The sequence below is a fragment of the Pseudomonas sp. FFPRI_1 genome, from assembly GCF_055384485.1.
The window spans coordinates 517,228-529,904 of sequence record NZ_AP029168.1; the positions used below are offsets into that span (position 1 = coordinate 517,228).

The 12,677-nt window shown below is 64.2% G+C and carries 16 protein-coding genes; 7 read left to right on the forward strand and 9 right to left on the reverse strand.

Annotated features, from left to right (window positions below; all coding sequences use genetic code 11):
• The first annotated feature begins 8 nt into the window (after positions 1-8).
• Entirely contained in the window at positions 9-1,358 is a 1,350-nt protein-coding gene (locus tag ACZ5BO_RS02295; RefSeq protein ID WP_464698038.1) for an aryl-sulfate sulfotransferase, read from the forward strand.
• 102 nt (positions 1,359-1,460) lie between these two features.
• Here ACZ5BO_RS02295 and ACZ5BO_RS02300 read toward each other — a convergent pair whose 3' ends face one another.
• The 9 genes from ACZ5BO_RS02300 to ACZ5BO_RS02340 form a co-directional block, all read right to left on the reverse strand.
• Positions 1,461-1,790 carry a hypothetical protein gene (locus ACZ5BO_RS02300; protein ID WP_464698040.1) on the reverse strand — a complete coding sequence of 110 codons (330 nt, stop codon included), beginning with the start codon at positions 1,788-1,790 and terminating at the stop codon, positions 1,461-1,463.
• Entirely contained in the window at positions 1,787-2,215 is a 429-nt protein-coding gene (locus tag ACZ5BO_RS02305) for an SMI1/KNR4 family protein (RefSeq protein ID WP_464698042.1), read from the reverse strand. The genes ACZ5BO_RS02300 and ACZ5BO_RS02305 overlap by 4 nt, the downstream gene beginning before the upstream one ends.
• 103 nt (positions 2,216-2,318) lie before the next feature.
• Positions 2,319-2,984 carry a hypothetical protein gene (locus ACZ5BO_RS02310; protein WP_025128527.1) on the reverse strand — a complete coding sequence of 222 codons (666 nt, stop codon included), beginning with the start codon at positions 2,982-2,984 and terminating at the stop codon, positions 2,319-2,321.
• A 76-nt stretch (positions 2,985-3,060) separates the two neighbouring features.
• Positions 3,061-3,276 carry a helix-turn-helix domain-containing protein gene (locus ACZ5BO_RS02315; RefSeq protein ID WP_011058598.1) on the reverse strand — a complete coding sequence of 72 codons (216 nt, stop codon included), beginning with the start codon at positions 3,274-3,276 and terminating at the stop codon, positions 3,061-3,063.
• A 9-nt stretch (positions 3,277-3,285) separates the two neighbouring features.
• Positions 3,286-3,864: a hypothetical protein gene (locus ACZ5BO_RS02320; RefSeq protein WP_025128526.1), complete on the reverse strand. Its 579-nt coding sequence runs from the start codon at positions 3,862-3,864 to the stop codon at positions 3,286-3,288.
• 630 nt (positions 3,865-4,494) lie between these two features.
• Positions 4,495-4,971, reverse strand: coding sequence for a DUF6392 family protein (locus ACZ5BO_RS02325; protein ID WP_025128525.1), 477 nt, complete (start codon positions 4,969-4,971; stop codon positions 4,495-4,497).
• A 150-nt stretch (positions 4,972-5,121) separates the two neighbouring features.
• Positions 5,122-6,327 (reverse strand): CynX/NimT family MFS transporter, encoded by a 1,206-nt coding sequence (locus ACZ5BO_RS02330; RefSeq protein ID WP_464698044.1) that lies wholly within the window; start codon positions 6,325-6,327, stop codon positions 5,122-5,124.
• Entirely contained in the window at positions 6,314-6,775 is a 462-nt protein-coding gene (locus ACZ5BO_RS02335; protein WP_025128523.1) for a nucleoside deaminase, read from the reverse strand. The genes ACZ5BO_RS02330 and ACZ5BO_RS02335 overlap by 14 nt, the downstream gene beginning before the upstream one ends.
• 25 nt (positions 6,776-6,800) lie before the next feature.
• Positions 6,801-7,463, reverse strand: a complete 663-nt coding sequence (locus ACZ5BO_RS02340; protein ID WP_043274532.1) for an ankyrin repeat domain-containing protein — start codon at positions 7,461-7,463, stop codon at positions 6,801-6,803.
• Between the two features lie 108 nt (positions 7,464-7,571).
• Between ACZ5BO_RS02340 and ACZ5BO_RS02345 the strand changes: the two genes are divergently transcribed.
• The 6 genes from ACZ5BO_RS02345 to ACZ5BO_RS02370 all read left to right on the forward strand — a co-directional run bounded on the left by ACZ5BO_RS02345 (position 7,572) and on the right by ACZ5BO_RS02370 (position 12,667).
• Complete coding sequence (locus ACZ5BO_RS02345; protein WP_025128521.1) at positions 7,572-8,435, forward strand: LysR substrate-binding domain-containing protein; 864 nt, start codon at positions 7,572-7,574, stop codon at positions 8,433-8,435.
• Positions 8,436-8,613: 178 nt separating this feature from the next.
• On the forward strand, positions 8,614-8,937 hold the full coding sequence (locus ACZ5BO_RS02350; protein WP_025128520.1) for a hypothetical protein: 324 nt from the start codon (positions 8,614-8,616) through the stop codon (positions 8,935-8,937).
• A 421-nt stretch (positions 8,938-9,358) separates the two neighbouring features.
• Positions 9,359-10,174, forward strand: a complete 816-nt coding sequence (locus tag ACZ5BO_RS02355) for an energy transducer TonB (protein ID WP_025128519.1) — start codon at positions 9,359-9,361, stop codon at positions 10,172-10,174.
• A gap of 55 nt (positions 10,175-10,229) precedes the next feature.
• The gene (locus ACZ5BO_RS02360; RefSeq protein ID WP_011058606.1) at positions 10,230-10,955 is read left to right on the forward strand and encodes a MotA/TolQ/ExbB proton channel family protein; all 726 of its coding nucleotides are present in this window, start codon (positions 10,230-10,232) and stop codon (positions 10,953-10,955) included.
• Between the two features lies 1 nt (position 10,956).
• Positions 10,957-11,358 (forward strand): ExbD/TolR family protein, encoded by a 402-nt coding sequence (locus tag ACZ5BO_RS02365; protein WP_464698047.1) that lies wholly within the window; start codon positions 10,957-10,959, stop codon positions 11,356-11,358.
• 727 nt (positions 11,359-12,085) lie between these two features.
• On the forward strand, positions 12,086-12,667 hold the full coding sequence (locus ACZ5BO_RS02370) for an alpha/beta hydrolase (protein WP_464698049.1): 582 nt from the start codon (positions 12,086-12,088) through the stop codon (positions 12,665-12,667).
• Positions 12,668-12,677 lie beyond the last annotated feature (10 nt).

Genomic DNA, 12,677 nt, shown 5'->3' on the forward strand with positions numbered 1-12,677 from the left:
TGCTTGTCATGTTGCGCCTCGACACCGCGTTGCCCCTGCTGCTGTCCACCGCCCTGCTGGCTACGGCGGTGCAGGCCGCGCCCAGCGTCTACCCCACCGGCGTCACCCGCTACGACCCGGCCAAGGCCTATAACCAGTACGTGATCTTCAGTGGCGCCGATAAACAGACCCACCTGATCGACATGAACGGCAACGAGGTGAAGAACTGGCCCCAGGCCGGTTTCCCCTCGGCGATCATCGACCCGCAGCTGGTGGGCGGCGAGCGCGGCCGGGTGCTGTTGCAGCTCAAGGACAAGGAACCCGGGCCCCTGGGTTCTGCCGGCAACGGCCTGGGCAACCAGAGCGTCGGCGAGCTGGACTGGAACGGCCAGGTGCTCTGGCAGTGGGGCGACCAGGCTCCGGGTGGCGCCGCCCAGCAGCACCACGACCAGCGCCGCCTGAGCAATGGCAACACCCTGGTCCTGGCCAACAAGGTGCACAAGGTGGCGGGGTTCAAGGTGCCCCAGGTGATCGACGACGCGATCTATGAAGTCAGCCCCGAGGGCCAGGTCAAATGGCAGTGGCTGGCCTCCGAGCACCTCAAGGAATTCGGCTTTACCCCAGCGCAATTGAAGCTGGTGTACGGCACCGACAACCCGGACTACCTGCACATCAACAACCTCAGCGTGGTGGGCGCCAACCAGTGGTTCGACGGCGGTGACAAACGCTTCGCCCCGGACAACCTGCTGATCGATTCACGCAACGCCAACTTCATCGCCATCCTCGACAAGCACAGCGGCAAGGTGGTCTGGCGCCTGGGGCCGAACCTGGCGCCGATCAACCCCAAGACCGCGGCCAAGGTGCCGCGCCCGGTGGACCAGTTCGTCGGCCAGCATGACGCCCACATCATTCCCGCCGGCTTGCCGGGGGCCGGGCATCTGCTGGTGTTCGACAACCAGGGCACGGCAGGCTACCCCTCGGTGCCTTTGGGGCTGATTGCCGGCTCCCGGGTGCTGGAGATCGACCCGATCAAGAATGAAATCGTCTGGCAGTACAGCGCCGCCAGTTCCCGGCAGCCGGGCTGGGCTTTCTACAGCTCGTTCATCAGCAGCGCGCGGCGCCTGCCCAACGGCAACACCTTGATCGACGAGGGCATGAACGGGCGCTTCTTCCAGGTCACGGCTGGCGGTGAAATCGTCTGGGAATACGTCAGCCCCTACCTGGGCAAGGCCCCGGGCAGCGAGGCCATCAGCAACTGGGTGTACCGCGCCTTGCCGGTGAGCTACGACTGGGTGCCCCAGGGCACACCGCGTTCGGAAACCGCGGTGAGCGTGCCGGAGTCGGGGTTGAAGCAGGCCAGTGCCGGCTCGGGGATCTGAGCTTGAGGCCGTGCTGCGGCTCCGGTCAGGTCGGGCTGGCGCCGAAGCGGGAGCAAGCTCCCTCGCCACACATGAGGTGCGGGAGCAGCCCTGGGCAGGGCCTCAGAAGTAGAAGAACAGACCGGTGTCCCGTTCCTGGGCCAGTCGGTTCAGGGCGATCAGCTTGTGGATAAGTGGGTCTTGCGCCGTTGCGGCGCCGGTGAGGATCGACAGGGCCGTGACCAGGGCGGCCTGGCCCTGGATCGAGGCGTCTTCGTAGTCGTCGATCAGGGTGCCCAGGGCGCGGTTCAAACTGGGCAGCAGGTCGCTGCCGGACAGGGCGGCCCACTGTTCTGCGGACAGGGTCAGTTGTTCCAGGTCGCCCGGCCGGCACTGGTCCAGATCCAGGCGTTGCATGGCCTCTTTGCTGGTGGGCACGACTATCCACTTCATGGCTGCCACAGCTCGACAAAAGCCTTGAAGTCGGCGGCCACCGGGTGGCGGCTGGCGCTCTCGGGATCGAAGATTTCCACCGCCACGCCCAGGCTGTTGAAGTCCAGGCAGATCAGCAGGCCACCGGCATCCCGGGCAATCGGCAGGCAGCCAGCGGCCAGCCCTGGCACGCGGCCTGGGCTGGCGTACCAGAGCAGGGTCCAGGGCTGGGTGCCGAGGCCGAATTCGAAGAACTCGCTGATGCAGGTGTAGCCACCGTCATAGGCGAAGCTGCCGAGCCCCGGCGTGGCGGCGTCGGCGTACTGCACCAGCTCCAGGTACAGCGGTGGGAACTCGACCCCGAGGCGTTGCTGCACCTCGGCGATCAGTGGTTCATCCACCGCCGATCCGGGTTCTATTTCCCAGGTATTCCAATCCAGGGTCATGCTCGACACGTGCCTTGTCGTTGAGGGACTGCGCCCGCCCGATGGGGGATCGGGCGGGCGTCGAGAGGCGATTGTAGGCGTGTCGTCCGGTGCGTGGTAGGCGCTAGTTGCAGCTTTGGCCCTCTGGCAGGGTGACGCTGTACTTGCGCTGCACCCGGTTGCGCAAGTCCAGGTTGTCCAGGCTCTCCTGCACCAGGAAATCCTCGACCTTGGCGTCCTGGCAGTCCTCGTTATAGGACGAGGCCCGCAGCAGGAATACCGTGCGCCGGCTCTGCTCGTCCTTGGCCAGGATGTTGAAGGTCGAAAGGGTGGTGTAGCCGGTGCGTTCCGAGGAGCCGATGGCGCGGTAGGACATCGTTGGGGTACTGGTGCACACGGTCTGCTGGTGCTTGCCGGGCATGCACGTGGTTTTGGTGCTGCTGGGCACCGGGCCGTAGTCGGTGGCGGTGTAGCGATAGCTGGTCTTTTTACTGCCCACATCAAGGGCAATGTTCATGCGAAAAGGCGGATGGTTTTTCGGCAGCGACGATTCGGTATACACCTGTGTAAATCCCATGCCGTGAAGGGCAGCGACCATGTCGCGCAGGTAGTAGCTGGCCTTGAGGCCCTGGGCCTCCTTGGTACTGTTGACGGTCACCAGCACCGGAGCCTTTGGGTCGAAGTAGTAGTCTTGGGCCGGAGTGGCGTCGATGGCCACTTCAAGTTTGTTGGCGCAGCCGGTCAAAAGACAGGCGAGCAAAAGCAGCGGGCAGAGCAGATAGCGAGTCATGAATAAGCCAATGTGCAACGTGAGGAGTGGATAAGGCTTTAACGAACGGGACTCGGATCAAACAAACGCGGGGGTGTCACGCGGGCTCGGTGGCCTGGTATTCCAGCAGGTCGCCGGGCTGGCAGTCGAGTGCGGCGCAGAGTTTGTCCAGGGTCTCGATTTTCATCCCCTTGACCTTGCCATTTTTCAGCAACGACAGATTGGCTTCGGTAATGCCCAGGATGGCAGCCAGTTCTTTCGAGCGAATCTTGTTTTTAGCCATGACAACGTCAAGCCGAACGATAATGGTCATCTCATTGTTCTATATGTAGTGACTGTGCTCATCACTGAGGACTTTGGCGTCGCGCATGATAATGGAAAACGAGCACAGCAAGATTCCTTTGACCACCTCGTAGGCCGCGTAGGACGAGAAGCCCGCGGAAATCTGCAGAATGCGCTGGCCCGCCGGCAGGTCGAAGGACAGTGCCAGGCCTTGCAGGGTTTCCACCATGGGGAAGGTCGCTGGGGCGACGATCCACAGCATGCCGACGCGCCAGAGGATGCTGATGTTGCGATCGCTCCAGGTTTCACCGCGGGACAGGCGCAGGAAGAACACTCCGGTCAGGTACAGGGCGAAGCTGGTCAGCAGCAGGGGCAGGAAGTCGAGGATCACCAGCAGGGTGAAGCTCAGCGACGAGAGCTTGAAGTCGGCTTCCAGCAGGCGCGGCGAGTGTTCGGCGAATACGCTGAGCAGGGCGCCCAGAACCTGGTCCTTGCTGTAGATCCAGAGCCCGGCATTGCCGCCCAGCTCCACCACGCCCATGACCCAGGCCAGGATCGCGGCCAGCAGGCCGACCCGTCGTAAGCGGTACTGGGCCGAGCCGTTGATTTGGGAGTTCATGCGTTATTCCTTGCAAAACTTTGGGGGTGGCGAATTATTGATAAAAAATTATCGAATTACAATAATTTATTTTCAATAATCTGCACGACTCCAGGCCAGAAATCATGCTGTGGCGAGGGAGCTTGCTCCCGCTCGGGCGCGCAGCGGCCGTAAAACCTGAGGTTGCGGTGTTATGGGTGTACATATCCGTTGCTGCGGGTGTGGCGGCTGGCGGTTTCGCCCTTACGGCGAGTCACTTTGGGGCCCCAAAGTAACCAAAGGGCTTTGCCCCTCCACTCGGCGCCTCGCCTAGGCTCGGCGTGCCCTCTCTCCGGCATTGATCCGTGGGCCGCCGCCACAGGCCATCCATGGCCTGGGGCGGCTAACCCGGCGTCCTGCCGGGTTACCCACGGCTCAATGCCTGCGTTCGGCCATCGTGTCTAAGGGGGCAAGAAGATCAACAGCCAGATCAAAATCTGACGGCGGCCTGCCTGCCGGCCTGAAGACGGGGTGGGCGTACTCCCTGGAGCTGCGCAAGGCTGCGAACGGGTTGGGCGGCACTCCGACAGGGCGCACGGCCAGACATCCGCGATGTATCAGGTCAAACGTGGGCGCAGACTGCGGCTGCTCCTACGAAAAGCCAGAGCCGGGTCAGTCGCGTATCGGTTCGAGCAAGGTGAATGTCAGATTTTTGATCCGCATATCGGCGCTGTAGCTGAAGCCGACCCGGGCCTTGGGATGGAGGCTGGTGGGTAAGCGGTAGCTCTCCCAGGCGTTGAGCATGCGTTGCCCATCCGCTGATGGCCTGCGTTCCTCCGATTGCAGGGGCGTGCCCAGCAGGGCACGAATTTCTGCGCGGGTCATGGTGCGTGAGAAGGGTGCCGGCAATTCACCGGTATAGAACCTGCGTCCCTCTTCAAGTGGCAGCACATCGATAATGACCTTCTCCAGCACCAGGCTGTCCTCCCAGAAGTCCAGTACCAGGCCGGGCTTGACGAACACGCTCAGCCACTCGAATTCGTCGTAGAGCTTGCTCGTCGGGGGCTCGATGCGCTCTCCCCGGGCGATCAGTTCTGCATGGCTGAGCCCCAGGCTGCTTACCCAGCGGCCGATCGTTGCAGCGTCCATCGCTATTCCTGTGTTCTGAGTTGAGTGTGTGCCCGTTGTCGCGAGTGGCGTCGGCGGCCGATCTTAGCCGGTCAGGAAGGAGAGTGGTGCTGTGGCGACATAAAGAACGCCGCCTGCCGTGCTGGCAGGCGGTGGGTTCGAGGGCCGGTGTCAGGCCGGTTGGGGCGCGGTATCGTGCTGGGCCCGGGCCTGATAGCTGGCGGGGCTGAAGATCCGCGTCAACAGCAGCATCGCCAGGACGCCGACGATCAGTACCCACCAGGCGCTGACAAAGCTGCCGGTGACTTGCCGCAGCCAGCCGCTCAGCCACGGCGAGACAGCATTGATCAGAAAGCCCACGCCCTGGACAAAGGCCGCCAGTTGCCCGGCTTCCCGAGGGTCGCGGCGGTGGTCCAGGGTGAGGATCAGGCTCAGGGCAAAACACGCCCCCAGGCCGAAGCCGATCAGCGCCACCCACAGGTGCGGGCTCTGCAAGGGCCACAGCACCAGCCCGAGAAACCCCACCGCCTGGGCCGCGAGGCTGATGCCCAGCAGCGGCCGGCGGTCGCTGCTGCGCTGGGCCAGGGCCGGCATCAGCAGGGCGGCGCTGACCTGGAAGACAGTCATGAAGGCCAGCAGCGAGCCGCTCTGGCTGGCGCTCCAGCCCATCTGCAGGTAGTAGGCCGGCAGCCAGGCCACCATGCTCATGTAGCCGCAGTTCACCAGGCCGAAATACAACGCCAGCAGCCAGGCGCGGCGGTTGCTCCAGAGCCCGGCCAGGGGCGCCGGGCTGCCGTTGCGGCGGCTGGCGCCCAGGGGCAGGCAGGCCCAGAGCAGCAGCGCGGCCATGGCCGGCAACAGCCAGACGCCAAGCCCCGCTTGCCAGTTGGCGAAGTGGCTGGCCACCTGCGGGCTGAGCAGGGCGGCAATGCCGCCACCGCCCATCAGCGAGGCCGAGTAGACGCCCATGGCCAGGGCCACCCGTTGCTGGAACTGGCGCTTGATCAGTGCCGGCACCAGGGCCTGGATCAGCGCCACGCCGGCGCCACCCAATAAAGCCGTGGCCAATAATGCTGTCGCCTGGCCGAAGAACAGCCGCACCAGGCAGGCCAGCAGCACCAGCAGCAGGCCCAGGGATACGCCCCGGCGTTCGCCGAGGCGGGCTTCGATCCGTACGCCCAGCAGGGCCACCAGGCCCATGCAGATCACCGGCAGGCTGGTGAGCCAGGCGCTGCTCTGGAAGCTCATGCCGGTGGCGCCGCGGATCTCGTTGAGCAGCGGGCTGACCGAGCTGAGGATCGGCCGCAGGTTGAGCCCCAGGCACACCAGCAGAGCCCAGCCGGCCCAGCGCTGGAACCTGGATTCAGTTCGCGGCATGGCGCGCCTGCCAATCCTGGTAGAGGGCAGTCATCGCCGCCTGGGGCAGGTGCCGCACCGGCAGGTGCTGGGCTTCCAGGGGCTTGCTCAGTTGCTGGTAGATGGCCGCGGTGGACAGGCCAAACGGCTCTGCTTGTTCATTGCTGGCCGCGAACACCGCGCGGGACACGCCGCACAGGTACATGGCGGCCAGGCACATGGGGCAGGGCTGGCCGCTGGCGTAGATCACGCAATCATCCAGGCGTGGGCCCAGTTGCTGGCTGGCGGTGCGGATGGCGAGCATCTCGGCGTGGGCGGTGGGGTCCTGGCTGAGGTGGATTTCATTCACCGCCTCGGCCAGCACCCGGCCGTTGCGCACCAGTAGCGCGCCGAACGGGCGGCCGCCCTGTTCGACATTGCGTCGGGCCAGTGCCACGGCCTGTTGCAGGTAGTGTTGATCGTCGTGCATGCAAGGTTCCTTCAAAAGGGGGGGCTCAGGCCGCGCCGGCATCGCGCAGCAGCTTGGCGATGGCGCTCTGGCCACGGCGCTCGGCTTGTTGCAGCGGGCTGAGGCCGGCGCGGTCCGGCAGGTTCAGGTCGGCCCCGGCGGCAATCAGTTGGGCGACGATCTGCTGGTGCGCCGGGCCGCCGTCGGACAGCACGATGGCTTCCATTAGGCAGGTCCAGCCCAGGTGGTTGACGTGGTCCAGTTCGACGCCGGCCTCGATCAGCAGGCGCACGGTTTCCACATGGCCGCGTTCGCAGGCCGGAATCAGCGCGGTGCCGCCGTAGCGGTTGGTGCTCTTGAGGTCGGCGCCGTGGGCCAGGGTCAGCTTGAGGATTTCGTTGTGGCCGCTGGCGCCGGCCAGCAGGTAGGGGCTGTCCTGGATCAGGTTCTTGCGGTTGACGTCGGCCCCGGCCTCGATCAGCGCCCGGGCGATGTCGACGCGGTTGTCGCGGGTGGCCAGCAGCAGCGGGCTGCTGCCATCCAGGCCGCGGCCATCGAGCGCCGCGCCTTGTTCGAGCAATTGCTGCACCTGGCTCAGTTGGCCTTTGCGCACGGCTTCGAGCAATGAACCGTCGTTGGCCATGACTACCCCCACAGTGAGCAGACCGGCGGCGATCAGGCCGCGTTTCAGAAAGCGCTTGAGTTGCATGAGAACCTCCCGTTCCTGCTGATGAAAGGGGAGTATGGTGATGACCCTTGGTATTCTGAAATTAAATATAATCATGCCAATCAGTGGTAATCAGGATGGTAGGTCAGCATGTTGGATCCCGTGTTGTTGCGCAGTTTTGTCGCGGTGGCCGAGAGTCAGAACTTCACCCGCGCCGCCGAGCGCCTGCACCTCACCCAGTCCACGGTGAGCCAGCAGGTACGGCGCCTGGAAGAGAGCCTGGGCTGCCAGTTGCTGGACCGTGACCAGCGTCGGGTAGTGGCCACGGTGGAGGGCGAGCGCCTGCTGGCCTATGCCCGGCGCATCCTGGCGTTGCATGAAGAAGCCTGCGATGTGCTGGTCAACCAGCGCAGCGAAGAAGTGCTGCGCCTCGGGGTGCCGGAAGATTTTGCCGCCGAGCGCCTGATGCCCATGCTCTCGCGCTTTGGCCAGGACTATCCGGCGGTGCGCCTGGAGGTCAGCAGCGGCCTGGGCCCGGAGTTGCTGCGCCAGTACCGGCGCGGTGAATTCGACCTGCTGCTGGTCAAGCAGATGGGCCACAGCGACGACTGCGTGGCGTCCTGGCCCGAGCCCTTGTGCTGGGTCGACAGCGTTCGCCAGCCGGCTTTTGGCCGTGATCCGCTGCCCCTGGTGGCGTTCCCGGTGGGTGGCCTGTACCGCCAGGAAATGCTCCATCACCTGGAAGTCGGCGGCTGGCCCTGGCGCATTGCCTATTCCAGCGCCAGCCTGGCCAGCGTCTGTTCGGCGGTGGCGGCGGGCCTGGGCATCAGCCTGTTGCCGGTGCGGGTGCTGGGCAAGGGGCATCGGATTCTCGGCGCTGACAGCGGTTTGCCGGATATCCAGGGCGTGCGTCTGGCGCTGTACGCCGGCAGCGGTCTGAGCCGGGCGGGCAAGGAGTTGCAAGAGCAGTTGAAGGCAGTGGCAAGCCTCAAGCCGCAAGTTGATAAGTTATAAGTAGTTACTGCCTGGTCATAAGTTATAGAGGGGTGTTTGCAGGCTATAGCCATTTAGTTAGTTGCTGGCGAAGTTTGTTTTGGACAGTATTGTAAATGCCGGCCATGCTGGGTTTGCAAGTTCCAGGAGGAACTTGCTTCATTGGATGAAACTTAAACCGCAGAAGGAAACCCGCATCATGTCGAGCATCAATGGAACCTACGTAAACTCCAACGCTGACGCCCGCCTGGTCGTGACCGACGGCAACGATTCCAACGGCTCGTTCAGCGGCGAGTTGACCCAGGCCGGGGTCAAGTACAGCGTGGCCGGGCACTACCACTTCCAGAACAGCAGCGGCCAGTCCACCATCATCAATGTCTCCGGCTACAACGACGGTTACGGCTACCAGGCCTGGGCCCTGTTCTCCCCGGATCACAACTACTCCCGACTGCGAGCCTCTGGCGCCCGCAGCAACTTCAGTGGCGATGTGGTCGGCCTGAATGGCGAGTTCGTCAAACAGTAACAACTTCGATAACAACCAGCTGCTGGGTAGTCGCCGGCTTATTTAAGTGGCGTGCTATTCCAGCGGCTTTGTCGTGCCTGTTCATAAAGTTTATTAAAAACCCCAAGGGGTGTTGTTAGTTGTGGCTGTTACCTGTGGAACTGTCGTTTGCACCCTTCTAACGGCCTTATTTCGATGCTTTGCGGGAATATTTTCAATGCCTGTAAGGCATGGCCTTTTTCGCTCTGGGCTACAGCCCTTTAAACACGGGGCCTGGCTCTTTTGCTGAGCATCTAATATTCGATTTCGATCTATGTATAACTTGAAAGATTACTTTAAGAGATAAGCGCAGGGCACCGATCATTGACCCCGCGGTACCGTTGCGTGGGGGTTGTTCAAACGCCGGTGCCGGGTTTTTCAAAAGATCCTAGGGAGTGAATTCATGGGCAATGTCCAGACCGCCGCCAGTGCACACGAGGTGCTGTGGCGCCAGGCACCGAGCGGCGAGTTGGTCGATCTCGGCCGGCCTCACCGCTTGCCGTTGGGCCAACTGCGTCTGCAACGTACGCCCAAGGGGATACTGCGCCGCCGTGAGGCAATCATCCTCGGCGCTGCGGCGCTGGTGCTGCACGCCGCGGTGATCTACTGGCTGAGCCAGAAACCGACCCCGGTGCTGCCGATTGTGCCGCCGGAAATTCCGCCCATGACCATCGAGTTCTCGCACCCGGCGCCGCCGGTGGTCGAGCCGCCTCCGCCTGTGCCGGTACAGCCGGTGGTGGAGCCGCCGCCCCCGGTGGAGGACGAGTTGGCGGTCAAGCCGCCACCACCCAAGCCGGTGCCCAAACCCAAGCCCAAACCGGTGCCCAAGCCCGAGCCGAAACCTGCACCCAAACCGGTGCAGCAGACCCCGGCACCGCCGCAGCCCACGGCCCCGGTAGCCGCTCCGGCGCCGCCCGCGCCACCGGCCCCGGCACCCGTGACTCCAGCTTCTGCCAACGCCGCGTACCTGAAGAACCCGGCGCCGGAATACCCCTCCCTGGCCCAGCGCCGGGGCTGGGAAGGCACGGTGCTGCTGCGGGTGCATGTGCTGGCCAGCGGCAAGCCCGGGGAGATTCAGATTCAGAAGAGCAGTGGTCGCCAGCAACTCGACGATGCGGCCCTGGCAGCGGTCAAGCGCTGGAGCTTCGTGCCCGCCAAGCAGGGCGATGTGGCCCAGGACGGCTGGGTCAGCGTACCCATCGATTTCAAGATTCATTGAGCCGCAAGGCCGATCAACCAACACGCGCTAAACGCTTACACAGAGGGAACACATCATGACGTTACTGGCATCTCCACTGGAATCCATCGAAAGCGCGGTGATCTGGCTGCTGGTGGTTTTCTCCGTCGCCACCTGGGGCCTGGCTCTGGTCAAGGGCGTGCAGTTCGCCCGCCTCAAGTCCCAGGATCGCAAGTTCCACAATCAGTTCTGGGCGGCGTCCAGCCTGGATTCCGCCGCCTCTTTGAGTGAAACCCAGCCCGGCGCGGCAGCCCGGGTGGCCCAGGCCGGTTATGCGGCGATCCAGGTCGGCGAAGCGCCCCACGCGGCGGACCTGAGCCAGGCGATCAACCATCAGGACCGCTTGGAGCGCGCCCTGCGCCAGCAGATCGTGCGTGAGCGTCGTTCCCTGGAAACCGGCCTGGCGGTGGTCGCCAGTATCGGCAGCACCTCGCCCTTCATCGGCCTGTTCGGCACCGTGTGGGGGATCATGGAAGCCTTGAAAGGCATCAGCGCCGCCGGTTCGGCGAGCCTGGAAACCGTGGCCGGTCCCATTGGCGCAGCCCTGGTGGCGACGGGGGTGGGGATCGCCGTCGCAGTGCCGGCGGTGCTGGTCTACAACTACTTTTTGCGGCGCCTGAAGCTCACCGCCGCCGACCTCGACGACTTCGCCCACGACTTCTACAGCCTGGCGCAGAAGAACTCGTTCCGCGTGCTGATCCACCCGAGCGTGCACAAGGCCGCGGCCCAGGGCAGCCCGCAAAAAGTGAAGGAGGCGTCCTGACATGGCCTTCTCCACCCAAGACAGCGATGAAGTGCTGAGCGAGATCAACGTCACCCCGCTGGTGGACGTGATGCTGGTGCTGCTGGTGGTGTTCATCGTCACCGCGCCGCTGCTGACCAACGCCATCCCGATCAACCTGCCCAAGACCAAGGCCGTGGCCCCGGTGGAGCAGAAGGACCCGCTGGTGGTGAGCATCGACGGTGCCGGCAAACTCTTTATCAACAAGGACGAGATCCAGCCGGACCTGCTGGAAACCAACTTGCAAGCGGCCAAGGCCAAGGACCCGGAAGTGCGGGTGCAGCTGCAGGCCGACGATGGCGTCAACTACGGCGAAGTGGCCCGGGCCATGGCGTCCATCGAGCGTGCGGGCATCACCAAACTGTCGGTGATCACCGCCCGCTGACAACGAGCAACAAAGCCACGACTTTTCAGGCCGTCTCCTTGGCAGGGTGCGGCCTTTTTTTTGCCTGGCGAAAACCCACCTGCAAAGCCCCCACCGCAACGCCCTCCCGTTGCCCCTCACCGGCCAGACCCCCACCGAAATCACGCCAGCTGTAGGAGCTGGCTTGCCAGCGAAGGCGCCCGCCAGATCGACACAAGGCCCACGGCCCCTTCGCCCGCCAGACCCCCACCGAAATCACGTCAGCTGTAGGAGCTGGCTTGCCAGCGAAGGCGCCCGCCAGATCGACACAAGGCCCACGGCCCCTCACCGGCCAGACCCCCACCGAAATCACGCCAGCTGTAGGAGCTGGCTTGCCAGCGAAGGCGCCCGCCAGATCGACACAAGGCCCACCGCCCCCCTCACCGGCCAGAACCCCAACCGAAATCGCGCCAGCTGTAGGAGCTGGCTTGCCAGCGAAGGCGCCCGCCAGATCGACACAAGGCCCACGGCCCCTCACCGGCCAGACCCCCACCGAAATCACGCCAGCCGTAGGAGCTGGCTTGCCAGCGAAGGCGTCCTAGAGCGCGATGCAAGGCTTGAGGGCCCCTTTCGCCGGCAAGCCGGCTCCTACAGACGGTGGGGTCTGATATTCATTTAGGGTATTAATAAATAGCTTCTTATTCCTTAACGAATATAAATCCCCTCCCTATACTCGTTCGGGAACAGACACGCAGCAGGAGAGTTCCCCATGCGCAACGAATCCATTCGCTACTTGATTGTGCCGGGCTGGCAAGGATCGCCAGAAGATCATTGGCAAACCCACTGGCAGAACAGCCTGCCCAACAGCGCGCGGGTGGAACAGGCCGATTGGCTGACGCCGCGCCGCGAAGACTGGGTGGCGGCCCTGGCCGAAGCCATCGCTGCCGACGACACTCCGGTGATCCTGATTGCCCACAGCCTGGGTTGCATCACCGTGGCCCACTGGGCCGCGCGCGCGCCCGTAGCGGCCCTGCGCCAGGTGCGCGGTGCGCTGCTGGTGGCCCCGGCGGACGTCGAGCGCCCGGCCTGCGCCCCGGCGCTGCGCAATTTCGCGCCAATCCCCCGGCACTCGCTGCCGTTTCCCAGCCAGGTAGTCAGCTCGGACAACGACAGCGCCGTGAGCGCGCCGCGGGCCCTGGAACTGGCCCGCGACTGGGGCGCCGAAGCCGGGATCCTGGCCGGTGCCGGCCATATCAACGTCAAGTCCGGCCACCATCGCTGGGAGCAGGGTTTCGCCTACCTGTACCGCCTGCAGAACCGCATGGAACAACACGCCCTGCGTCGTGCCTGATCGTCCTTTT